Origin of the sequence: Kribbella sp. NPDC049174, assembly GCF_043197365.1 — a bacterium.
Taxonomy (GTDB): Bacteria; Actinomycetota; Actinomycetes; order Propionibacteriales; family Kribbellaceae; genus Kribbella.
Window position 1 is genome coordinate 2,001,468 of the sequence record NZ_JBICSZ010000001.1, and the last position, 23,742, is coordinate 2,025,209.

The window sequence follows — 23,742 nt, forward strand, 5'->3', positions numbered from 1 at the left end:
CACGGGGCGTCGAGTGTTATCCACAGGCCGGAGGGGGCGCCATCCACCACGGATGGCGCCCCCGCCGGTGGGTCAGGTGCGGGCGGCTGGGGTGCCTACTGGGGCTGTGAGGGCGGCGGGTTCCTCGTCGATGTCTGCTACTGCGCCGCTGAACTGGGCGTTGTAGAGGCGGGCGTAGGCGCCGTTGGTGGCGAGGAGTTGGTGGTGGTTGCCCTGCTCGACGATTGAGCCGTTCTCCATCACCAGGATCAGGTCCGCGTCGCGGATCGTGGACAGGCGGTGGGCGATGACGAAGCTGGTGCGGTCGGAGCGCAGTGCGGCCATTGCCCGCTGGACCAGGACCTCGGTGCGGGTGTCGACCGAGCTGGTGGCCTCGTCCAGGATCAGCAGTTGCGGGTCGGCCAGGAACGCCCGGGCGATGGTCAGCAACTGCTTCTCACCGGCGCTGACGTTGCTGCCCTCCTCGTCGATCACCGTGTCGTACCCGTCCGGCAGGCTGTGCACGAACCGGTCGACGTACGTCGCCTTGGCCGCGGCGAGCATGTCCTCCTCGGTCGCGTTCAGGTTGCCGTACAGGATGTTGTCCCGGATCGTGCCGCCGAACAGCCAGGTGTCCTGCAGCACCATGCCGATCCGCGACCGCAGGTCGTGCCGGGTCAGCTCGGTGATGTCGACCCCGTCGAGGGTGATCCGGCCGCCGTTCAGCTCGTAGAACCGCATGATCAGGTTGACCAGCGTGGTCTTGCCGGCGCCGGTCGGACCGACGATCGCGACCGTCTGACCGGGTTCGGCGACCAGGCTCAGGTCGGTGATCAGCGGCTTGTCCGGGTCGTACGAGAACGACACGTGCTCGAACTCGACCCGCCCACGGGCGTCCGTCACCTTCTCCGGCGCCTTGTCGTCCGGCACCTGCTCCTTGGCGTCCAGCACCTCGAACACCCGCTCGGCCGAGGCCACCCCGGACTGCAGCAGGTTCGCCATCGAGGCGACCTGGGTGAGCGGCTGGGTGAACTGGCGCGAGTACTGGATGAACGCCTGGACGTCACCGAGCGACATCGTGCCGGAGGCGACCCGCAGACCGCCGATCACCGCGATCACCACGTAGTTGACGTTCCCGATGAACATCATCAACGGCATGATCAGGCCGGAGATGAACTGCGCCCCGAACGCGGCCTGGTACAGCTCCTCGTTCTTCTTGGCGAAGCTCGCCTCGATCTCCTTCTGCCGGCCGAAGACCTTCACCAGCTCGTGCCCGGTGAACGCTTCCTCGATCTGGCCGTTCAGCGCGCCGGTATGACGCCACTGCGCGACGAACCGGGTCTGCGAGCGTTTCGCGATCGCCGCCGTCACGATCATCGAGATCGGGATGGTGACGAGGGCGATCAGGGCCAGCAGCGGTGAGACCACGAACATCATCGTGACCACGCCGATCACCGTCAGCAGCGAGGTGAGCAACTGGCTCAGCGTCTGCTGCAGGCTGGTCGAGATGTTGTCGATGTCGTTCGTCACCCGGCTCAGCAGCTCACCGCGCGGCGCGCCGTCGAAGTAGCTCAGCGGCAGCCGGTTGAGCTTGCCCTCCACCTCGGACCGCAGGTCGAAGATGGTCTGCTGCACGATCCCGTTCAGGATGTAGCCCTGCATCCAGGACAGCAGGAACGCACCGACGTACAGGCCCAGGACCAGCAGCAAGACGTTGCGCAGGGCATCGAAATCGATGCCGACGCCCGGGATCAGATCGATCCCCTGCAGCAGGTCGGCGAGCCGGCCGTTGCCGGCGGCCCGGGTCTGCTCGATCACCTGTTCCTTGGTCTGACCGCTGGGCAGCCCCTTGCCGATCGCGCCGGAGAAGATGATGTCGGTCGCCTTGCCGAGGATCTTCGGCCCCAGCACCGACAGGCCGACGCTGAAGACCGCGAGCAGGATGACGCCGAACACCTGGGTCCGGTGCGGGCGCAGCCGGCTGAGCAGTCGCTTCGCCGACGGGCCGAAGTTCATCGACTTGTCCCCCGGGATGCCACCGGGCGGCCCGAAGGCGCGACCGGTCGTCGGCCGCTCGGTCGCCTTCACCGTCGCCGCAGCACCTTCTTCCGACGGTGCCTGCCCGTTGGCGGAGACGGCCGATGTCTGCTTGTCGTCGCTCATGCCGCCTCCTCCGCGGAACGCTGGGACTCGACGATCTCGACGTACGTCGGGCAACTGTCGAGCAACTCCTGATGGGTGCCCTTGCCGACGATCGCGCCGTCCTCGATCACGATGATCTGGTGGGCGTCCACGATGGTCGACACCCGCTGGGCGACGATCACCACGCACGCGTCCGCCGTCACCGGTCGCAGCGCCGCCCGCAACCGGGCGTCGGTGGACAGGTCGAGCGCGGAGAACGAGTCGTCGAACAGGTAGATCTCGGGTTTGCGGACCAGCGCCCGGGCGATCGCGAGCCGCTGCCGCTGACCGCCGGACACGTTGGTGCCGCCCTGGGCGATCGGCGAGTCCAGGCCCTCCGGCATCGCCTCGACGAAGTCCTTGCCCTGGGCAATCTCCAGCGCGTGCCACAGCTCCTCGTCGGTGGCGTCCGGATTGCCGTACCGCAGATTGCTCGCGACCGTCCCAGAGAACAGGTACGGGCGCTGTGGCACCAGGCCGATGCGCTCCCAGAGCGCCTCCGGCTCGATCTCGCGGACATCGATCCCGTCGACGAGCACCCGGCCCGCGGTGGCGTCGAACAACCGGGGAACCAGCGACAGCAGGGTCGTCTTACCGGCACCCGTGCTGCCGATGATCGCCGTCGTCTGCCCCGGCGACGCGACGAAGCTGATGTCCCGCAGGACCGGCTCGGCCGCACCCGGGTACTGGAACGAGGCGTTCTCGAACACCAGTTGACCGCGGCCGGTGAAGGTCCGGATCGGGGTGACCGGCGGCCGGACCGAGGACTCGGTGTCGAGCACCTCGGCGATCCGGTCCGCGCAGACCGAGGCCCGCGGCACCATGATCATCACGAACGTCGCCATCATCACCGAGAACAGGATCTGGATCAGGTAGCTGAGGAACGCGGTCAGCGCGCCGACCTCCATCGTCCCGCTCTCCACCCGGGAGGCGCCGAACCACAGCACCGCCACGCTGGACATGTTCAGGATCAGCATCACGACCGGGAAGACCAGCGCCATCAGCCGGCCGGCCCGGACCGCGGTGTCGGTCAGGTTCTGGTTGGCCTCGCCGAAGCGCTCGACCTCGTGCGGCTCGCGGACGAAGGCCCGGACCACCCGGATCCCGGTGATCTGCTCGCGCAGCACCCGGTTCACCCCGTCGATGTTCTTCTGCATCTTGCGGAACTGCGGGACCATCCGGCTGGCGATGAGGCCGATCGATGCCGCCAGCAACGGTACGGCGACCGCCACCAGCCAGGACAGGCCGACGTCCTCGCGGACCGCCATCACCACACCGCCGACCATGGTGATCGGGGCGGCGACCAGCATCGTGCAGGTGGTGACCACCAGCATCTGGATCTGGGTGACGTCGTTGGTGCTGCGGGAGATCAGCGTCGGTGCGCCGAACTGGTTCACCTCCCGGGCGGAGAACTCCCCGACCCGGTGGAAGACCGCGGCCCGGACGTCGCGGCCGAACAGCGCGGCGGTCTTGGCGCCGAAGTACACGGCCACGATCGTGCAGATGATCTGCACCAGGCTGACGCCGAGCATCCAGCCACCGGTCTCCATGATGTAGCCGGTGTCACCCTTGGCCACGCCGTTGTCGATGATGTCGGCGTTCAGGCTGGGCAGGTAGAGGGAGGCGATCGTCCCGATCAGTTGCAGGACGACCACCAGGGACAGGTTTCCCGCGTACGGGCGTAAGTGCGTACGCAAGACTTTCAGTAACATCAGACATCCCCAGAGTCGTTGGTACGGCGACCGTCGAGAGCGAACTCGGCGGTCTCCTCGGCGGCCGGTTGCTGACCTGTGTGGTGATGGCGGACACCGTCGAAGGCGAGGTCGACGATCTCCGCGGCGGTCAGCGCCTGGCCGCCGGAAATCATTGGGTGGGTGGCCGAGAACGTGATCATCCCGATCATGCGGACCACGTCTTCGGGTGGGAGGCGCAACTGGTCGGCGTCCGGCCGGAGCAGGTCGGCGAAGGCGGCGTTGGCCAGATCGGACTGCCGCTTTCGGTGTGCCTCCTCCATCGGCGTGAACTTCGGCTCGGGCGGACGGCGCATCCGCAACGCGAACATCAGCTTGAAGACGCTCTTCAGCCGATTCTGGTTGATCTCGACAACAGCGATCGTTCGCTCCCGCAACGGCAGCGATCGGTCGACCTGCTCGAGCACCCGGAGCAGCTCGGTGGCGTCGAAGGCGGTCGCCAGCGCCGCGTCGATCAGGGCGTCCTTGCTGCCGAAGGCCCGGAAGATGGTGCCCTCGGCGATCCCGGCCGCCGCGGCGATCTGCTTGGTGCTCACCTCGTTGCCGAACTCCTCCAGCAACGGCAGGGCGGCCTTGACGATGGCCGCGCGTCGTTCGTCAGGAGGCAGTGGGGTCGCTCGTGGAGTCACACGTCGAGGCTAACTGAGTGAGTACTCACTCACAACTACATTAACTCTTCCGGCCCAGACCGTTTCTCCACCAGCGCGAATACGCCGTCGAGCACCCGTTCCAGACCGTATTCGAACGCATGATCGGAGTCGTACGGGGCATCGAACTCATTCCCGACCGCTGTCCCGACGCGGGAGGCCAACGGAAAGTTCTTCGTGTCGCCGATCTTGTCGAGGTGCGGGACGTGGGCCAGCCACCACTCCTTGTCGCTCATCCCCGACCGCTGGATCACCTGCCGCGCCTCCACCGCGGTGCGTACGGCGCCGTGCACGTAGCCGTTCACCAGCGCGACAGTGTCGTCCATCTCGATGTCGGTCAGGCCGATCCCCTCGACCGCGGCCAGCTCGTACTCGTACTTGGCCATCACGTACGGCCCGAGCGGCGGCCGGCTGGTCGCGACCTGGAGCAGCCACGGGTGGCGCAGGTAGAGCTCACGGTTCTCTCGCGCGACCTCGTCGAGCTTCGCCCGCCAGTCCCCGTCCACCTCGCGCCGCGGCAGTTCGCCGTACACGGTGTCGAGCATGACGTCGAGGAGCTCGGCCTTGCCGGGAAAATAGCGGTACAGCGTCATCGCTCCGGCGCCGAGCTCGTCGGCCACCCGGCGCATCGACATGCCGGCGATCCCCTCCGCGTCGGCGATCCCGATCGCGGCCTCGACGATCCGCTCGATGGTGAGCGCCGGTTTGGGTCCCCGGGTCGGCTGCGGCCGTCGGCGCCAGAGCAGTTCCAGGCTCTTCGCCGGGTCGCCGCTGCCGCTGTACTCCTGATTCATGTGCGCGATTCTCTCCGAGTGGCTACACTCGTCCGGTTACTTCGTACAGTGTACTCAGTTAGGGTGGGAAGTTGACCTCAAGGATTGTTGAGGTTCTACGGTCGGAAACTGTCGGTGATCCGTTGGATCATCGGTACTTCCTGGACAACCGAGCTGCCGGAGTCTCGCCGTGAGTATGGAAATGACCGCGTGGACGTCGATGTACCACGCGATGCACAGACAAGATGAGAAGCGGCCGTTCTCGAAGGCGACACTCAAGCGGATCCTGGCCTTCGCGCGACCGCACCGGCGGGCGCTGATCGCGTTCCTGGCGCTCAGCGTCGCAGCCGCGGTCCTCGCGGTGGCGACACCGGTGCTGGCCGGGCAGGTGGTCGACGCGATCGTCGGGTCCAAGCCGTTCAGCACGGTCCTGCAGCTCGCCGTACTGATCGCGATCATCGCTGTCGCGGAAGCCGGGATCGGGCTGCTCACCCGCTGGCTGTCGGCGGGGATCGGCGAGGGACTGATCCTCGATCTGCGGACCGCGGTCTTCGACCACATCCAACGGATGCCGATCGCCTTCTTCACCCGGACCAGGACCGGCGCGCTGGTCTCCCGGCTGAACAACGACGTGATCGGCGCGCAGCGAGCCTTCAGCGACACGCTCTCGGGCGTGGTCAGCAACCTGGTGATGCTGGTGCTGACGCTCGTCGTGATGCTGCGGGTCTCGTGGCAGATCACTCTGCTCGCGCTGGTGATCCTGCCGATCTTCGTCATCCCGGCGCGCCGGATCGGGAACCGGCTGGCCGCGCTCGAGCGGGAGGCAGCGAACTACAACGCGACGATGAGCACGCAGATGACCGAGCGCTTCTCCGCACCCGGCGCGACGCTGGTGAAGCTGTTCGGCCGGCCGACGCGGGAGTCGGCGGAGTTCGCAATCCGGGCCCGGCGGGTCCGCGACATCGGCGTCCGGACGGCGATGGTGCAGTGGGTGTTCGTCACCTCGCTGACGCTGGTGTCGGCCCTGGCGCTGGCCGTGGTCTACGGCCTGGGCGGGTTCTACGCGCTGCGGGACCAGCTCGACGCGGGTGCGGTCGTGTCGATGGCATTGCTGCTCACCCGGCTGTACTCGCCGCTGACCGCGCTGGCGAGTGCGCGGCTCGAGGTGATGACGGCGCTGGTCAGCTTCGAGCGCGTCTTCGAGGTGCTCGATCTCGAGCCGCTGATCAAGGACAAGCCGGACGCGGGCACAGTGCCGGACGGACCGGTGTCGGTCGAGTTCTCGCACGTGCGCTTCGCGTACCCGTCGGCGGACAAGGTCTCGCTGGCGTCTCTGGAGGAGGTCGCGAAACTCGACACCCGCGGTGGCGTCGAGGTGCTGCACGACGTGTCGTTCCGCGCCGAGCCGGGACAGATGGTCGCCCTGGTCGGATCGTCGGGCGCCGGCAAGTCGACGATCGCCCAGCTCATTCCCCGCCTGTACGACGTCGACTCGGGGTCGGTGAAGTTGGCCGGTGTCGACGTCCGGGACGTGAGCGCGGAGTCGTTGCGGGACGCGCTGGGCATGGTCACCCAGGACGGACACCTCTTCCACGACAGCATCCGGGAGAACCTGCTGCTGGCCCGGCCGGAAGCGACCGAAAGCGACCTGTGGGACGCGCTGACCCGGGCGCGGCTGGTTGATCTGATCAGGTCGCTGCCGGATGAGCTGGACACTGTCGTCGGTGAGCGCGGGTATCGGCTGTCGGGCGGAGAGCGCCAGCGGTTGACGATCGCCCGGTTGCTGCTGGCTCAGCCGCGGGTCGTCATCCTCGACGAGGCGACGGCAGCGCTGGACTCGACCAATGAGGCGGCCGTCCAGGCGGCTCTCACCGAGGCGCTGGAGGGCCGTACCGCGGTCGTCATCGCGCACCGGTTGTCGACCATCCGGGCCGCCGACCAGATTCTCGTGATCGAGGACGGCCGGATCGTCGAGCAGGGCACGCACACGGAACTGCTGGCCGCGGGCGGTCGTTACGAAGAGCTCTACCGGACCCAGTTCGAGCAGCCCGGCGCCGGTCCGACCGACGCGGAGGTTCTCACGGTCTGAGCGTCTGTGGTCTGAGGGTGTGCGGGATCGTCGGTGTGGTGGTTGGTGACTAGGAGGGCGTCGGTTTGGCGGGTACGGGGCAACAAGGGCTGGCTGGTTGTGCGGTGGTCTTCAGGCCGGCTGATCCGCCACGCGAAGGGCGGGTGTGCTTCTGGGAGCCGGACGGTGGTGACCTGCCGCTCGGCGCGGGCGAACAGTCCCGGCTGGAGCTGGTCGTCGACTCGGAACTGGTGACCGTCCGCGCGGTCGAGCTTCCGGTCGCCGAAGCAGTCCCGTTGCTCGGCCGTGCTCGCCAGACACCCGGTGCGCATTCCTCGGCCGCCTTCTGGGGAGCCGCCTCGCTGGCCGCCCTCCAGCTGGTTGCCCGGGGCAAGCTGCTGCCCGGCGTCTCCCCCGACGGCCATGACGCCTGGCGGGTCGGCCCGCTCGACGCCACGGATGTGAACCGCCTCCTCGCCCTGGCCGAGTCCATGCCACCCACCGCCCGGGCACTCCCCTTGGCCGAGCAGCCGACCCGAGCACTCCCCTCCGCCGGGCAGCCAACCTCGCGGGCGCTCCCCTCGGCGGAGCAGCCGACCTCCCGAGCCGTCTCGCCGTCCACGGAGCCGACTCCAGGGGACGATCCTCCGACCGGAGCCGGGGCGGGTGTGCGGCTGCCGGTGGCGGAGGATCTCGTGCGTGCGTTCGTCGACGCGGTGGCGGATGGGATGCCCCGGTCTCCCGCGGCCGCCAAGGCGCACAAGACGCCGCTGTTCGCCGCCGCCAAACCTCAACGGGCCGAGCGGTTGCGGTCGTGGGCCGATGAGGTGTCCGTCGGGCTCGACAGCGGAGTGCGGATCTCGTTGCGGATCGAACTGCCGGAAACGATGGCCTTCCGCGCGGTGGTTCAGTTGCACAGCCTGCAGGATCCGACGCTGGTCCGGGACGCGGATGACGTGTGGGCCGAGGACATCGCGGGATTCGGGCCGCGGGCTCGGATCGACGCGACGTTGGCGATTCGGCGGGCCGGGCGGGTCTGGGCGCCGTTGAGCCGGTTGCTGGATTCCGCCGTACCGGATCGGATCGAGCTGTCCGACGAGGAGCTCGCGGAGTTGCTGGCGGGTGGGGCGCAACGGCTGGCGGCGGCCGGGGTGGATCTGCATTGGCCGCGCAGTCTCGGGCGGGCGCTCACGGCGCGGGCGGCGATCACGTCATCGGACGGCCCGCCGAGCGACCTGCCCAGCTTCTTCGGCGGGAACGCGACGCTCGACTTCAGCTGGCAGGTTGCGCTGGGCAACGACCCTGACAGCGAGCCACTGACCGAGGCGGAGATGGACCAGCTGGCCGAGGCGACCCGTCCGGTGGTCCGGCTGCGCGACCAGTGGATGCTGATCGACCCCGATCTGGCTCGCAAGGCTCGCGAGCGGATCCTCAAGCCGGTGACGGCGATCGACGCCCTCAGCGCGGCCCTCACCGGCACCACCGAGATCGACGGCCGCCAGATCGCGGTGAAGCCGACCCAGTGGCTCGAAGACCTTCGCGCCCGGATCGCCGACCCCGATCGCGCCGACGAACCGATCGACGCGCCCGCCGGCCTGCAGGCGACCCTGCGCGATTACCAACTCCGCGGCCTCCGCTGGCTGGCCCGGATGACCTCGCTCGGACTCGGCGGCTGCCTGGCCGACGACATGGGTCTCGGCAAGACGATCACGCTGATCTCGCTCCACCTGCACCGCCAGATCTCGCCCGACACCGCAGGCCCGACTCTCGTCGTCTGTCCGGCGTCGCTGCTCGGCAACTGGGAGCGCGAGGTCCAGCGCTTCGCACCAGGGACGCCGGTTCGCCGCTTCCACGGATCGGCACGATCGCTCGACGGAGCCGAGGAGGGGTTCGTCCTGACGACGTACGGCACGTTGCGGCGGGACGCCGTACGGCTGGCTGGGCATCGGTGGGCGCTGCTCGTCGCGGATGAGGCGCAGCACGTGAAGAACCCGTCGTCCAGTACGGCGAAGGCGTTGCGGACCGTGCCGTCGCAGGCGCGGGTGGCGTTGACCGGTACGCCGGTGGAGAACAACCTGTCCGAGCTGTGGGCGATCCTCGACTGGACCACGCCGGGGCTGCTCGGCCGGCTCGGGAACTTCCGGAACCAGTGGGCCGCGCCGATCGAGGCCGACAAGGACGAAGAGGTCGCGCAACGGTTGGCCACCCTCGTCCGGCCGTTCCTGCTCCGGCGACGCAAGTCGGATCCCGGGATCGCGCCGGAGCTGCCGCCGAAGACCGAGACGGATCAGCCGGTCTCGCTCACTCGCGAGCAGGCCGTGCTCTACGAGGCGACGGTCCGCGAGCTGATGACCGAGGTGAAGGCCAGCGACCGGATGGCCAGGCGTGGACTGATCGTGAAGCTGCTGACCGGGCTCAAACAGATCTGCAACCACCCGGCGCAGTACTTGAAGGAAGGCGAGGCCGCACGGCTGACGGGCCGGTCCGGCAAACTCGAGCTGCTCGACGAACTGCTGGAGACGATCGTCGCGGAAGACGGTGCCGTCCTCGTCTTCACGCAGTACGTCGCGATGGCACGGCTGCTCGAACGCCACCTGGCCGAGCGTGGTATCGGCACGCAGTTGCTGCACGGCGGTACTCCGGTGCCCAAGCGGGAGGAGATGGTCGAGCGGTTCCAGGCCGGCGACGTGCCGGTGTTCCTGCTGTCGCTGAAGGCAGCCGGGACCGGGCTCAACCTGACCCGGGCCGACCATGTCGTGCACTACGACCGATGGTGGAATCCGGCGGTCGAGGATCAGGCGACCGACCGGGCGTACCGGATCGGCCAGACCAAGCCGGTCCAGGTGCACAGATTGATTGCCGAGGGCACCATCGAGGACCGCATCGCGGCCATGCTCAGCAGCAAACGCGAACTGGCCGATGCCGTCCTCACCGGCGGCGAAGCAGCCCTCACCGAGTTGTCCGACGCCGAACTGGCCGACCTGGTCGAGCTGCGAGGTGGTCTGCGATGACTGAGGCGCAGGGATTCCCGGCCTTCGAGGCTCAGCGGCGGAGTACGCGCGGGCGGTCGTGGTGGGCGCGTGCCTGGGTGCAGGCGTTGGAGGACACCTCGCTGGACTCCGACCAGCTGCGGAAGGGACGCCGGTACGCGAACTCCGGGCAGGTCGGGACGATCACGATCAGTCCCGGGCGGATCGCGGCGACTGTCTACTCCCCCGAGGACACGTACGAGGCCGTCGTCCGGGTCGACGAGCTGAGCGAGGACGAGTGGAGCCGCTTCCTCGATCAGGTCGGGGCGCGAGCCGGCCACATCGCGGCATTGCTCGACGGCGAGATGCCGCATGACCTGGTCGAGGCCGCGTCCGATGCGGGTGTTCCGCTGCTGCCGGGTATCGGCGATCTCGATCCCAGCTGCACGTGTGACGGCTGGGAGCTCCCCTGCCAGCACGCCGCCGGTCTCTGTTATCAGGTCGCGTGGCTGCTCGACTCCGACCCGTTCGTCCTGCTGCTTCTGCGCGGTCGTTCCAGAGAGGATCTGCTCGACCAGTTGCAGAGCCGGAGTCAGCCGGGCGGGCGCGACGGGACGCCGGCGACCGACGCTCCGACCGGACCAGCCGGAGTGTCGCCGGCCGACGTTCCGAGCGAGCCGGTTGGTGCGTTGCCCGACGTACCCGAGTTGCCGGCCAAGGTGTCGCTCGACGAGTTGGCGGTCAGCGGTATCGAGCCGCCACCAGGCTTCGCGCCGGCCACGCTCCCGCTGCTCGTACTCGACGCCTCCCGCCGGGCCCGCGCTCTCCTGAATGCGTTGCTCCACGGCACGCCGGAGCCGCAACCACTCGACGAGTGGCAGGACGCCGTACGCCTGGCCGCGGACTTCCCCGAGCTGACCGAGTCGCTGGCGGAAGGCTCACCCGGAGACCTTGCCCTCGGCATCCAAGCCTGGCGGTACGGCGGCGCGCCCGGACTCGACGTCCTCGAACACACCTGGACCCCGGCAGCCGCGGAGCTGGCCCGCGCGCGGACCGAACTCGTCGCCGCCGAGTTCACGGTCGAGATCCTCGACAACCAGCTCACCGTCGGAGCGGACACCCAGCTCCGCCTGGACCGCCGGGGTCACTGGCATCCCTACCGGCTCGTCGGCGACACCTGGACTCCGACCGCCCCGGCGACCACCGATCCGCTCACCGCACTGGCCACAGATTGGTAATTCCGGTGCGCGGAGTTCGCCGAGCCGGATAAGGTGACGCCGACTTCGATGGAGGAAGGAGGTGGGTTGATGACCGCGTCAGCGGGCGCTGTCGCCTGGGCGGCAGCGATTCCGGTCATCCAACTCACCTCGGGTTCCGCCTGACGCGAACCCTCTTGCCCGAAAGGGATTCTCCGTTGTCCAACCCCTGGAAGACCCGCGCCGAGACGAGCGCGGACCTCGAAACCATCCGTGACCTCACCCGGCAGGCGTTCGGCCGGCAGTTCGAGGTCGATTACCTCGACCTGTTGCGCGCCGACCCGGTCGCCTGGATCGACGGCCTGTCGTTCGTCGCGACCGTGGACGATCAGCCCGTTGCGCATGCGCTGCTCACCCGTTGCCAGGTCGGCGACACCCCGGTGCTGTCACTCGGGCCGGTCGCTGTCCTGCCGTCGTACCAGCGGCAGGGTGCGGGAAGCGCGGCCGTCATCGCGGCACTCGACACAGCGCGTGATCGTGGTGAGCAATCCGTGGTCGTGCTCGGCCATGCCGAGTACTACCCGCGGTTCGGATTCCGGCCGGCCACCGAGTTCGGCATCCGTCATCCGGACTTCGACGGACCGAGCCTGATGGCCCTCTCCCTCACGGGTGATCCGTTGCCCGCGGGCACTCTCCGGTATCCGGTGAACGTCTGAGACCCGGGCCGCCGGAGGCGTACGACAGTCTCCGGCGGCCCGCTGGCGGTCGGCTCTTGAACGTTCACAACGAAGTACGGCGTGGAGTCGTAAAAGGTTCACACAAACTCGCCGTTTCACTTGCGCACGTCCCTTGTATACATGAAACAGTCGACGAGACCGCCTACCCAGGAGCACGTGATGACCACTCGCCGACTTCCGTCCCTACTGAACCGCTCCAGCTCGACGTACGTCGGAGCTGCTGTCGGGGTGATCGCGCTGGCCCTGATCGGGACCGCCTGCTCCCCTGTCGAGCCGGCCGGCAGCGACTCGGGCGGCAGTGCGCAGCCGGCGACCGGGCAGGACGTGTTCGGCGACCCGGCGGACCCGGCACAGGTGAAGACCGGCGGCACGCTGACCGTCGCCCTGTCCGCCGATCCGGACAAGCTGGACCCGACGCTCTCGCGCAGCCTGTACTCGCGGTACGTCTTCCACACCATGTGCGAGAAGCTGTACGACCTCGGCCCGGACGCCAAGATCGTGCCGCAGCTCGCGACCGCGCTGCCGACCATCTCCCCCGACGGCCTCAGCCTCACCATCCCGCTGAAGCAGGGCGTGAAGTTCGCCGACGGCGGCACCCTCGACTCGAACGCGGTGAAGGTCTCGATCGAGCGCGGTCTGACCCTGGCCGGCTCCGGCCGCAAGAGCGAGCTCGGCCCGGTCAGCGCGGTCGAGACTCCGGACCCGAACACCGTGGTGATCAAGCTGTCGAAGCCGTTCGCGCCGCTGACCGCCGCCCTGGCCGACCGGGCCGGGATGGTGCTCAGCCCGGCCGCGGTGACCAAGCTCGGCGCGAACTTCTCCACCGCGCCGGTCTGTGTCGGCCCGTTCAAGTTCGCCAACCGGGTCGCGCAGAACTCGATCAAGGTGGTCAAGGATCCGCTGTACTACGACGCCGCGAAGGTGCACCTGGACGCGATCGAGTACCGGATCATCACCGACTCGAGTATCCGCTCGGCCAACCTCAAGTCCGGTGACGCCCAGGTCGCCGACTCGCTGTCGACCCAGGACGCGCCGTCGCTGCAGAAGGACAGCACCATGACGGTGCTGCAGTCGCAGTCGCTCGGGTACCAGGGCCTGACGGTCAACATCGCGAATGCCAACGGCATCGGTAACCCGCTCAAGCCGCTGGACACCCCGATCGCCAAGGACCCGAAGGTCCGGCAGGCGCTCGCGCTGTCGATCGACCGTGAGGCGCTGGTGAAGTCGATCTTCAACGGCCTGAACACGGTCGCGTGTTCACCGGTCTCACCGAAGAGCGAGTTCACCTCGGACGCCGCTCAGGTGTGTCCGCCGCACGACCCGGCGAAGGCGAAGCAGCTGTTGTCGGAGGCCGGCGCCACGACGCCGTACAAGGTCACGATGATCACCTCGAACAACCCCGACAGCCTCCGGCTCGCGCAGGCGCTGCAGGCGATGGTCAAGGACGGTGGATTCGACCTGGTGATCAAGCCGGTCGAGTACGCCTCGCTGCTGGACCAGCAGGACCGCGGTGACTTCGAGCTGCTCCAGCTCGGCTGGTCCGGCCGGGTCGACCCCGACGCGAACATCTACAACTTCGTCGGTTCGGAGGGCAGCCAGAACGTGGCCGGCTACAGCAGCCCCGAGGTGGACAAGCTGCTCACGGACGCGCGGCAGTCGACCGACAAGGCCGAGCGGATCAAGCTGTACGGCGACGTGGTCACCAAACTGCAGCAGGACGACCCGCTCATCTACCTGTACCGCCAGCGCAACCTGACCGGCGTCTCCAAGAAGATCCTCGGGATCCAGGTCTACCCCGACGGCGTCCTCCGAGCGGCCTTCGCCGGGTTCGCGAAGTGAGGCGGTATCTCTTCGGCCGGTTGTGGCAGTCGATCGTCACGTTGATCCTGGCAACGATCGTCGTCTTCGTCGGTGTGCGCGCGTTGCCGGGTGATCCGGCCCTCGCGCTGGCCGGCGAGGACCGGGATCCGGAGTCGCTGCGGGCGATCCGGGAGCAGTACGGGCTGGACGACTCGTTGCTGGTGCAGTTCTGGCAGTTCGTGAGTCATGCGGCCCGCGGTGACCTCGGTCAGTCGATCCGGACCGGCGAGTCGGTCACCACGATGATCGCGAACGCCTTGCCGGTCACCATCGAGCTGTCGATCCTGGCCATCCTGATCGCCAGTGTGATCGGGGTCGGCGCGGGCGTCGTCGCCGCGGTCCGACGGGGACGCCCGGCCGAGTGGGCCGCCAACGCGCTCGCCCTGCTCGGCCTGTCGGTGCCGAACTTCTGGCTCGGCCTGATGGCGATCCTGTATCTGTCCGTCGCCCTCGGCCTGTTCCCCGCGTCCGGGTTCGTCCCGTTCTTCACCAACCCGATCGACAACCTGCACCACCTGATCCTGCCCGCGCTGATCCTCGGCACCGGTCTCGCCGCGGTCATCATGCGCCAGACCCGTTCGTCGATGCTGGACGCGCTGAGTGCCGACTACATCCGTACGGCGGAGGCCAAAGGCCTCTCGCCGCGCGCGGTGATCGGTCGGCACGCACTCCGCAACAGCCTGATCGTGGTGATCACGATCGTCGGCCTGCAACTCGGCGCGCTCATCTCCGGCGCCGTGGTCACCGAGCGGATCTTCGCGCTGCCCGGCTTCGGCAAGCTGACCGTCGACGCCGTCTTCCAGCGCGACTACCCGGTGATCCAGGCCGTCGTCCTGGTCACCGCGGCGGCGTACATCCTGATCAACCTGCTCGTCGACCTGCTGTACTCGGTCATCGATCCGCGCATCCGGGTGCGAGGTGATGCCTGATGGCGATCACTGACGTCACCGTCACCGCGGGTACGCCGCTGCGCAGCAACCGCCGCAAGGTGGTGCGGCGGATGCTCCGCAACCCGCTCGCGATCAGCGGCCTCGTCGTACTCGGTATCGCCGTGATCCTCGCGGTGTTCGCGCCCTGGCTCGCACCCCACGATCCGACCCAGACGAATCTCGATCGCGCCTTCGCACCACCCGGGACAGCCGGTTATCTGCTCGGCACCGACGACCTCGGTCGTGATGTGCTCGCGCGGATCATGTACGGGTTGCGGGCATCGCTGCACGTCGGTGTGCTGGCGGTGGCCACGTCACTCGTGATCGGCGTACCGCTCGGGCTGATGGCCGGGTACTTCCGTGCCATCGACGCGCTGATCTCGCGGTTCACCGATCTGGTGCTGGCGTTCCCGTTCCTGATCCTCGCGGTCGGGCTGGCCGCGATCCGCGGTGCCAGCCTGGGGAACGCGGCGATCGCGATCGGGATCGCGCAGATCCCCGGCGTGATCCGGATCGTCCGGTCCGAGACACTGCGGCTGAAGTCGCTCGACTTCGTCGCGGCCGCGATCGTCGAGGGCGCCAGCGACGTCTGGGTGCTGGGCCGGCACATCATGCCGAACGCCGCGTCGGTGATCATCGTCCAGGCGACGGTCGCGATCCCGGCCGCGATCCTCGGTGAGGCGGTGCTGTCCTTCCTCGGCCTCGGCATCCAGCCGCCGGCGCCCAGCCTGGGCACGATGCTGTCCGACGCGCAACAGTTCGCCGCCCGCGCACCGTGGGCCGCGGTGATGCCCGGCGTGGCGATCATGCTGCTCACGCTGGCGTTCAACATCGTCGGCGACAGCCTGCGCGACGCGCTCGACCCGAAAGCGAGCCGCCGATGAGAACTGTGCTCGAGGTGAACGACCTCTCCGTCACCTTCCGGACCGAGGACGGGTTGTTGTCCGCGGTCGACCAGGTGAGCCTCGGGGTCGGCGAGAGCGAGGTGCTCGCGGTGGTCGGCGAATCCGGCTGCGGCAAAAGCGTCACCGCGATGAGTCTGGCCGGTCTGCTCCCCCGCACCGCCACGGTCGAGGGATCGGTGAAGCTCGACGGCGTCGAGCTGATCGGTGCCGACAAGCGGACCCTGCGGTCGATCCGTGGCCGGGAGGTGGCGTACATCTTCCAGGAGCCGATGACGTCGCTGAACCCGGTCTTCACCGTCGGCCACCAGATCGGCGAGGTGCTGCGGACTCATATCGGTCTCAGCCGGCAGGCGGCCCGGAACCGGTCGATCGAGCTGCTCAAGCTCGTCGGCATCCCGTCCGCCGAGCGTCGTGTCGGCGACTATCCGCACCAACTGTCCGGCGGGATGCGGCAGCGGGTGATGATCGCGATGGCCGTTGCCTGCGACCCCAAGGTCCTGATCGCCGACGAGCCGACCACAGCGCTCGACGTCACGATCCAGGCAGGCATCCTCAATGTGCTGCGTGAACTGCGTGAACGACTCGGCACCAGCATCGTGCTCATCACCCACGACCTCGGCGTCGTCGCCGACCTGGCTGACCGGGTCGCGGTGATGTACGCCGGACGCGTTGTCGAGACTGCTGAGGTCCACGACCTGTTCGCCCACCCGCAGCACCCGTACACAGCAGGCCTCCTGGGTGCGTCACCGGCGGCCGGCCGCCACGCCGAGACACACCGCCTCAACGAGATCCCAGGTCTCGTGCCAGTCCTGTCCGAACAGCCGGACGCCTGCACCTTCGCCGACCGCTGCCCAAGAGCAGTCGACACCTGTACGACGTCCCAACCGCAGCTAACACCTGGCCAGCACCGAGTCGCGTGCTGGAACCCAGTCCGAGAACCAGTGGAGGTGTAATGACTGTGTTGAATGCCGCGCCTCCGGCGCGGGGGTCATGGGGCTTTGACTCCCGCCCTTCCCTCGTCGCTCCAGTCACTTCGCTCCCTCCACTCCTCAGTCCAGGCCGGGAGGCCCCATGACCGGCCTGGCTCTGGAGGTCGAAGACCTCGTCATGCACTTCGGACCGGTTCGGGCTGTTGATGGTGTGACCCTGCGGATCCGGCAAGGGTCTGTGGTCGCACTGGTTGGTGAGAGTGGCTCGGGCAAGTCAACGGTCGGTCGGTGCATTGTGCGGCTGTTGGAGCCGACCGGAGGGACCATTCGGCTGGCCGACGCCGACATCACTCACCTCAACCGTCGGCAACTGCGTCCACACCGTCGGGACGTGTCCATCGTCTTCCAGGACCCCGCAGGCTCACTCGACCCGCGGCTGTCGGTCGGAGACATCGTCGGCGAGCCGCTGCGCCTCATGCGCCGCAAGGACATCCCAACAAAGGTCTCCGAGTCGTTGCGCCGAGTCGGACTGCGTCCAGAGGTCGCGCAGCGCTCACCGCACGAACTTTCCGGCGGTCAGCGGCAGCGGGTGAGCATTGCCCGTGCGCTGATCTCCGAGCCGCGTCTACTCGTTGCAGACGAGCCGACGAGTGCACTGGACGTGTCTGTGCAGGCGGCAGTGCTCAACTTGCTCGCGGACCTGCAGCGGGACCTGGGCTTCGCCTGCCTGTTCATCACGCACGACCTGTCAGCCGTCGAGTACCTGGCCGACGAGGTGGCGGTGATGTACCTGGGCCAGCTGGTCGAGCAAGGCCCGCGTGCGCGCATCTTCGGTGCACCCGCTCACCCCTACACGCAGGCGCTGCTCTCGGCGGCGCCCGTACCCGACCCGACCGAGCAGCGATCACGGACGCCGGTGCTACTCGGTGATGATCTGCCGTCGGCCATCGACCCGCCATCCGGCTGCCGGTTCCACACCAGGTGCCCGGTGGCGATCGACACATGCCGGACAGTCATACCGGAGCAGCGAGTGATCGGCGAAGGTGGATACCAGGTCGCTTGTCATTTGGTCAACACCGACGGCACCGGACCCGATGTACGCACAGTCGAAGGAGTAACCCGATGACAGTATTGATGCCACGCCTCCGGCGCGGCGGGTCATGGGGCTTTAGCTCCCGACCTTCCCTCGTCGCTCCAGTCGCTACGCTCCCTCCACTCCTCAGTCCAGGCCGGGAGGCCCCATGACCTTCACCACCCGGCCCACGCTGCGCGGTACGTTCGGGATGGTCTCGTCCACGCACTGGCTGGCCTCACAGTCGGCCATGAGGATCCTGGAGCTCGGCGGCAACGCCTTCGACGCTGGAGCCGCGGCAGGGTTTGTGCTGCACGTGGTGGAGCCGCACCTCAATGGCCCGGGTGGTGAGGTGCCGGCGATCATCGCCACCGCCGACGACCCCACGCCGCGCGTGCTGTGCGGTCAGGGCGTCGCGCCGGCCGGTGCGACGATCGAGCACTTCCGCTCGCTCGGCCTGTCCCTCATCCCCGGCTCTGGTCCGCTTGCGGCGACCGTGCCGGGTGCCGTCGACGCCTGGCTGCTCCTGCTGCGTGACCACGGCAGCATGCCGCTGCGCGTCGTACTGGAGCCTGCTATCGACTACGCCCGTAACGGGCACCCGCTGGTGCCCAGGGTCGGTGAGACGGTCGGCACGGTGCAGGAGCTGTTCGAGGAGCACTGGCCGACGTCGGCGGCGCTGTGGCTGAAGGGCGGGCGGGCGCCGAGCGGGATGTTCCGCAACGAGGCGTACGCCGCCACGCTCGAGCGACTGGTCTCGGAGGCAGAGGCGGCCGGTGCGGATCGGCTGCAGCAGGTGGAACGGGCTCGGACGGCGTGGCGGGAAGGGTTCGTCGCCGAGGCGGTCGACAAGTTCTCGCGACTGCCACACCGGGATTCCAGCGGCGAGGACCACGCTGGGCTGATCACCGGCGACGACATGGCGCGCTTCCAGGCCAGCTGGGAGGAGCCGGCCACGCTCGACTGGAACGGGTACACCGTCGCCAAGACCGGGCCGTGGGGCCAGGGACCGGCGCTCTTGCAGTCACTGGCTGTGCTGGCCGAGCTGGGTGACGTCGACCTCGACAGCGCCGAGGGCGTGCACACCACGGTCGAGGTGATGAAGCTGTCGTACGCCGACCGTGAGGCCTGGTACGGCGACGGCGCCGACGTACCCCTGAAGGCGCTGCTCTCCCCCGCGTACGCCGCCGAGCGCGCCAAGCTGGTCGGGCCGGACGCGTCGCTCGAGCTCCGCCCAGGTCAGCCGGACGGCCGCCGGCCGGTCCTGCCTTCGGTTGCCGTGAGCAAGGATCTCGGCGATGCCACGACCGGCGAGCCGACCGTGTCCTCCGAGGGTGTGACCCGTGGCGACACCTGCCACGTCGACGTGATCGACAAGTGGGGCAACGTCATCTCGGCCACTCCGAGCGGTGGCTGGCTACAGTCGTCGCCGACGATCCCTGAGCTCGGATTCTGCCTGGGGAGCCGGGCGCAGATGTTCTGGCTCGAGGAGGGCCTTGCGTCCTCCCTCGCCCCAGGTCTGCGGCCGCGGACCACGCTCACTCCGACGCTCGTGCTACGTGATGGTGAGCCGGTGCTGGCCTGCGGTTCGCCGGGTGGCGACCAGCAGGACCAGTGGCAGCTGCTCTTCCTGCTGCGCCACCTGGGCAGCGGGATGGATCTGCAGGAGGCCATCGACGCGCCGGCCTGGCACACGACCGGCTTCCCGTCGTCGTTCTACCCGCGCGCAACCGAGCCGGGTGGACTGGTGATGGAGAGCCGCGTGGGCACCGCCGTCCGGGATGAGTTGGTACGACGCGGACACATCGTCACCGACAGCGATGCGTGGAGCCTCGGCCGCCTGTGCGCCGTACGCAAGGAGGCTGACGGTGTGCTGGCGGCAGCCGCGAACCCGCGTGGGATGCAGGGCTACGCCGTCGGTCGCTGAGTCTTGCCGTTGAGGGCCGCCTCCGCGGCGGCCTCAACGTGCAGGCGGGCAGCCGTCGTCGCGGCCTCGCGGTCGCCGGCTGCGATGGCGTCGACCAGGCGGATGTGTTCCTCCCACGAGTGCGGTGCGCGCTGGGCGGCGCCGACGCGGAAGACCCAGTGGACGTGGTGGTACATCGCGGCCGACATCGACAGCAGCCAGCGGTTGCCGCTGACGTCGATCACCGCGCGGTGGAAGGCGCTGTTCAACTCGGCGACCTGGTCGAAGTCCTTGGCCTCGGTCGCCGCGCTGGCGTCCGCGAGCAGCCTGCGCAACCGGTCGACGTCCTTCTTGGTGGCCCGTTCAGCCGCCAGTCCGGCGGCCAGCGTCTCGAGTTGGCCGCGTACGGCGAACAGGTCGCGGACCGCGGTCTCGTCGAGGGTCGCCACCACCGCACCACGGCGCGGCAGGATGTGCACGAAGCCCTCCGCCTCGACGACGCGCAGCGCCTCGCGGACCGGGTTGCGGGAGACACCGAAGTCGTCGGCGAGCCGGGTCTCGGTCAGCCGCTCGCCCTGGGCGTAGTCGCCGTCCACGATCCGCCGGCGGAGCTCCGCGAGAACCTGCTCGCGCAGCGCGACATGGTCGGCACCGATCGTCCGCACCTCACCCGTGTGGTCCACCCGACCGTCTCCTCTCCCCCGTGCGCATTGTTCGCAGCACGCTAGCCGATCCACCGTCGTGGCGGCACGTGATCCCGGGGCGGCGCTATCTTGGCGGCTTGAGCATCAGACTGACTCCCCTGACGGATCCCGACTTCCGGCCGTTCAGCCGCCGGATCGCCTGGCTGGCCGCGGACGGCGACGGCAACCCGGTCGGGTCGGCGTTCCTCCGGCTGAACAGCCGCGACTCCCATTCGCACCTGGCCGAGCTCGAGCTGAACGTCCATCCCGCCGAGCGCCGGCGTGGTATCGGGTCGCAACTCCTCGACGCGGTCGTCACGGCCGCTCGCGACCACGACGTACGCACGGTGCTGGCCGACGCGCGGGTCGACTCCCCTGCCGACCTCTTCCTTGAACACCACGGCTTCACCGTCGGGCTCACCCTGATCTACGCACGTTTGCAACTCGCCGGAGCTGACCCGCTCGTCCGTGAGTCCCCTGGCTATCGGCTGGTGTCGTGGGCGGGCGTCGTACCGGATGAGTGGGCGCAGTCGTTCACGGACGCGCGGGCCGGGATGGACGACGCGCCGACGGGCGGGATCGCGTACGGCGAGGACGCGTGGGACGTCGAGCGGACCCGGTACGCCGCCCAGGTGATCGAGCAGCGTGGTGAGCACTTGGGCACGGTCGCGGCCGTTGACGAGTCCACCGGCGCGATCGTCGGCTTCACCGAACTCGTCGTACCGGGCGACGGCAAGGGCGAGGCCCTGCACTACGGCACCGCCGTCCTTCCGGCCCACCGCGGTCACGGTCTGGCGCGGTGGATGAAGGCCGAGCAGATCCGTCAGGTCCGCGCCGGCTTCCCTGACCTCGACGCGCTCCTGACCGACACGGTGAGTACCAATGCTCCGATGCAGCGCGTCAACGAGCAGCTCGGCTACCGGCCCACCCACACCGAAAATCGCCGAACCCTCGAGATCTGTACCTACTAGTATGTCGGCATGTACCTCTCAAGCGGTCCGGACAATCTGTAGAGCACCAGCGAGCCGGCGACGGCGACGTTGAGGCTGGCGCCGGTGCCGATCGTCGGGGTTCTCGGGTGACCAAGGTGCGCGACTACTGGCCGAGGATCTTCTGCACCGCGGCCGTCGTGATCGGGTGGTAGCCGGGCCGCGCCTTGGCGAACACCTCCGCGGCGAACGCACGGTCCGTCCCCGCCAGCGCCCGGTAGACCGGCAGCACGAGCTTCATCCGCCCGACCCGGGTGAGGAACGAGGCGAGCTCGGCGTACGACGGCTCGTAGCTGCTGGCGGCAACGATCTGGTACCACCGCCGGGCGATCTCGCCGTTCGCCGTACCGGTCAGATCGAACTCGCGGTCGAGCTGGTGTAACTGCTCGGCGCTCAGCACGTCCGGAGCCGCGTCGAGGAAGCGCAGCCACTCCTGCGTCGTCCACCGAATCGCACCGGCCGGCAGCTCGCCGGTCGCCAGCCAGGTGTCCCGCGCCTGGTCGACAACCTGGAAGCGCTCGGACACCGCCCGGCGCGCGAACGCCGGGATCCCCGGCTCGTCCAGCCACGCCGCCAGCTCGGCGTCCGTCACGACCCCCGGGTGCTGGGCCAGCAAGTGCTCCTCGAGGTGCGCGACGAAGTCCTCGGAGTTGATGCTGCGGAACGCGAACCGGTCGAAGTACCCGCGCAGGAACGGGTCGAACACCTCCCGCGAGAACCGCTCCTCGAGCCAGGACAGAAACCACGACCCCTTCAGCGGCCCCGTCGAGGTCGTCCCGTGGTACTCCGACCGATGGTTCAGCCCGGGCAGTTCCACCGCCAGCTCGGCCGGGGTCAGCGGGTCCAGCTTGACCACCGTCGCGTGCTGCTTGATCGCCGTCTCCATCACCGCGAACTCGGTGCCGTAGACCGCTTCCACGATCCGGTTCTCGACGTACGACGTGAAGCCCTCGTTCAGCCAGATGTCGTCCCAGCTGTCCTGGGTCACCAGGTTGCCCGACCAGCTGTGCGCCAGCTCGTGCGCGACCACGCTGACCAGCGACTTGTCCCCGATCACCACGGTCGGCGTCGCGAACGTCATCCGCGGGTTCTCCATCCCGCCGTACGGGAACGACGGCGGCAGTACGAGCAGGTCGTAGCGACCCCAGCGGTACGGGCCGAACAGCGCCTCGGTGACCCGCATCATCTCCTCGGTGTCGGCGAACTCGGTCGCCGCCCGCCGGGCCATCTCCGGTTCGGCCCACACCCCGACCCGGTCACCGATCGGCTCGAAGACCAGGTCCCCGGCCGCGATCGCCAGCAGGTACGACGGGATCGGCTCGGGCATCACCACGTCGTACGAGCCGGTGCGGCGCGACGTCGTCCCGTTGTCGGCACTCATCAGCACCATCAGCTCCGGCGGAGCGGTGACGTGCGCGGCGTAGCTGAACCGGACGCCCGGAGTGTCCTGCACCGGCACCCAGCTGCGGGCGTGGATCGCCTGCGACTGGCTGAACATGAAGGGCATCACGCCGCCCGCGGTCATGGACGGCTCGAGCCACTGCAGACCGGTCGCGGTCGGAGCGGTGCGATAGCTGACCCGGACCCGCTCGTGGCGCGCGGTCTCGATCTTCAGGGCGGAGCCGAGCTCCGGGTCGGGTACGGCGAGGCTGTACTCGAGGGGCTCCCAGCCGTCCGCCGTCGCACCTTCCACCGCGAGCACGGTCAGGTCACGGGTGTCGAGGACCAGCCGGTCACCGGCACCGGTCCAGGCGAGACTGTGCGTGGCACTACCGGCCAGCACCTTCTCGCTGAAGTCCAGCTCGAGGTCAAGCTCCAGGTGGGTGGTCCGAACCAGGGCAGGTTCGGCGTACGAGTGGCGATCGAGCGTCACGGAATGCTCCCCGAGTCAGGTGTCCGAGGAACAGTACCCACGGCGAAGCCTGATGAGGCGGCCAATCTGAGCCATCCGCACCACCGTGCCAAAAGGCCCGGATTCCGCGCCCGGTTGATCAGACCCGGCACCATGGACACATGTGGGCCGCCACCCGACCGCTGGCCGCCGTCCTCACCCTGCTGGCCGCCGCCGCGTGCACCAGCACCGGCTCTACTCGCGCCCCGACTCCTTCCGCCGCCCCGCCTCCCTCCACTGCCCCGCCGCCGGTCACCAGCTCAGCCCCGTCTCCCGC

17 protein-coding genes are annotated in these 23,742 nt (G+C 68.7%); 11 read left to right on the forward strand and 6 right to left on the reverse strand.

What is annotated here, in order from left to right; translation table 11 throughout:
• Positions 1-72: 72 nt before the first annotated feature.
• The 4 genes from ACGFIF_RS09465 to ACGFIF_RS09480 are packed head-to-tail and all read right to left on the reverse strand — an operon-like array spanning position 73 to position 5,352.
• Positions 73-2,142: an ABC transporter ATP-binding protein gene (locus tag ACGFIF_RS09465; protein ID WP_393153234.1), complete on the reverse strand. Its 2,070-nt coding sequence runs from the start codon at positions 2,140-2,142 to the stop codon at positions 73-75.
• Positions 2,139-3,872, reverse strand: coding sequence for an ABC transporter ATP-binding protein (locus ACGFIF_RS09470; protein ID WP_393153236.1), 1,734 nt, complete (start codon positions 3,870-3,872; stop codon positions 2,139-2,141). Before ACGFIF_RS09470 ends, ACGFIF_RS09465 begins: the two co-directional genes overlap by 4 nt.
• On the reverse strand, positions 3,872-4,540 hold the full coding sequence (locus ACGFIF_RS09475) for a TetR/AcrR family transcriptional regulator (RefSeq protein WP_393153238.1): 669 nt from the start codon (positions 4,538-4,540) through the stop codon (positions 3,872-3,874). Before ACGFIF_RS09475 ends, ACGFIF_RS09470 begins: the two co-directional genes overlap by 1 nt.
• A 35-nt stretch (positions 4,541-4,575) precedes the next feature.
• Positions 4,576-5,352 carry a TetR/AcrR family transcriptional regulator gene (locus ACGFIF_RS09480; RefSeq protein WP_393153240.1) on the reverse strand — a complete coding sequence of 259 codons (777 nt, stop codon included), beginning with the start codon at positions 5,350-5,352 and terminating at the stop codon, positions 4,576-4,578.
• 181 nt (positions 5,353-5,533) lie between these two features.
• Between ACGFIF_RS09480 and ACGFIF_RS09485 the strand changes: the two genes are divergently transcribed.
• The 10 genes from ACGFIF_RS09485 to ACGFIF_RS09530 all read left to right on the forward strand — a co-directional run bounded on the left by ACGFIF_RS09485 (position 5,534) and on the right by ACGFIF_RS09530 (position 19,923).
• Positions 5,534-7,420, forward strand: a complete 1,887-nt coding sequence (locus ACGFIF_RS09485) for an ABC transporter ATP-binding protein (RefSeq protein WP_393153683.1) — start codon at positions 5,534-5,536, stop codon at positions 7,418-7,420.
• A gap of 104 nt (positions 7,421-7,524) precedes the next feature.
• Positions 7,525-10,410, forward strand: coding sequence for an SNF2-related protein (locus ACGFIF_RS09490; RefSeq protein WP_393153242.1), 2,886 nt, complete (start codon positions 7,525-7,527; stop codon positions 10,408-10,410).
• Positions 10,407-11,606: an SWIM zinc finger family protein gene (locus ACGFIF_RS09495; RefSeq protein WP_393153244.1), complete on the forward strand. Its 1,200-nt coding sequence runs from the start codon at positions 10,407-10,409 to the stop codon at positions 11,604-11,606. Before ACGFIF_RS09490 ends, ACGFIF_RS09495 begins: the two co-directional genes overlap by 4 nt.
• 176 nt (positions 11,607-11,782) lie before the next feature.
• Positions 11,783-12,280, forward strand: coding sequence for a GNAT family N-acetyltransferase (locus tag ACGFIF_RS09500; RefSeq protein ID WP_393153246.1), 498 nt, complete (start codon positions 11,783-11,785; stop codon positions 12,278-12,280).
• A 180-nt stretch (positions 12,281-12,460) separates the two neighbouring features.
• The gene (locus tag ACGFIF_RS09505; RefSeq protein ID WP_393153248.1) at positions 12,461-14,140 is read left to right on the forward strand and encodes an ABC transporter substrate-binding protein; all 1,680 of its coding nucleotides are present in this window, start codon (positions 12,461-12,463) and stop codon (positions 14,138-14,140) included.
• Positions 14,137-15,090, forward strand: coding sequence for an ABC transporter permease (locus ACGFIF_RS09510; RefSeq protein ID WP_393153250.1), 954 nt, complete (start codon positions 14,137-14,139; stop codon positions 15,088-15,090). The genes ACGFIF_RS09505 and ACGFIF_RS09510 overlap by 4 nt, the downstream gene beginning before the upstream one ends.
• The gene (locus ACGFIF_RS09515; RefSeq protein ID WP_393153252.1) at positions 15,090-15,974 is read left to right on the forward strand and encodes an ABC transporter permease; all 885 of its coding nucleotides are present in this window, start codon (positions 15,090-15,092) and stop codon (positions 15,972-15,974) included. Before ACGFIF_RS09510 ends, ACGFIF_RS09515 begins: the two co-directional genes overlap by 1 nt.
• A complete protein-coding gene (locus ACGFIF_RS09520) occupies positions 15,971-16,948 on the forward strand; it encodes an ABC transporter ATP-binding protein (RefSeq protein WP_393153254.1) in 978 nt (325 codons plus the stop codon). The genes ACGFIF_RS09515 and ACGFIF_RS09520 overlap by 4 nt, the downstream gene beginning before the upstream one ends.
• A 154-nt stretch (positions 16,949-17,102) precedes the next feature.
• Positions 17,103-18,050, forward strand: a complete 948-nt coding sequence (locus ACGFIF_RS09525; protein ID WP_393153685.1) for an ABC transporter ATP-binding protein — start codon at positions 17,103-17,105, stop codon at positions 18,048-18,050.
• A 115-nt stretch (positions 18,051-18,165) separates the two neighbouring features.
• On the forward strand, positions 18,166-19,923 hold the full coding sequence (locus ACGFIF_RS09530; RefSeq protein ID WP_393153256.1) for a gamma-glutamyltransferase family protein: 1,758 nt from the start codon (positions 18,166-18,168) through the stop codon (positions 19,921-19,923).
• Here the strand turns inward: ACGFIF_RS09530 and ACGFIF_RS09535 are convergent.
• Positions 19,905-20,585 (reverse strand): GntR family transcriptional regulator, encoded by a 681-nt coding sequence (locus ACGFIF_RS09535; RefSeq protein ID WP_393153258.1) that lies wholly within the window; start codon positions 20,583-20,585, stop codon positions 19,905-19,907. The two genes, ACGFIF_RS09530 and ACGFIF_RS09535, sit on opposite strands and share 19 nt — an antisense overlap.
• A 98-nt stretch (positions 20,586-20,683) precedes the next feature.
• On the opposite strand from ACGFIF_RS09535, the gene ACGFIF_RS09540 reads away from it, so the two are divergent.
• Positions 20,684-21,556 carry a GNAT family N-acetyltransferase gene (locus ACGFIF_RS09540; protein ID WP_393153260.1) on the forward strand — a complete coding sequence of 291 codons (873 nt, stop codon included), beginning with the start codon at positions 20,684-20,686 and terminating at the stop codon, positions 21,554-21,556.
• Between the two features lie 124 nt (positions 21,557-21,680).
• Here ACGFIF_RS09540 and ACGFIF_RS09545 read toward each other — a convergent pair whose 3' ends face one another.
• Complete coding sequence (locus ACGFIF_RS09545) at positions 21,681-23,447, reverse strand: M1 family metallopeptidase (RefSeq protein ID WP_393153262.1); 1,767 nt, start codon at positions 23,445-23,447, stop codon at positions 21,681-21,683.
• Positions 23,448-23,742 lie beyond the last annotated feature (295 nt).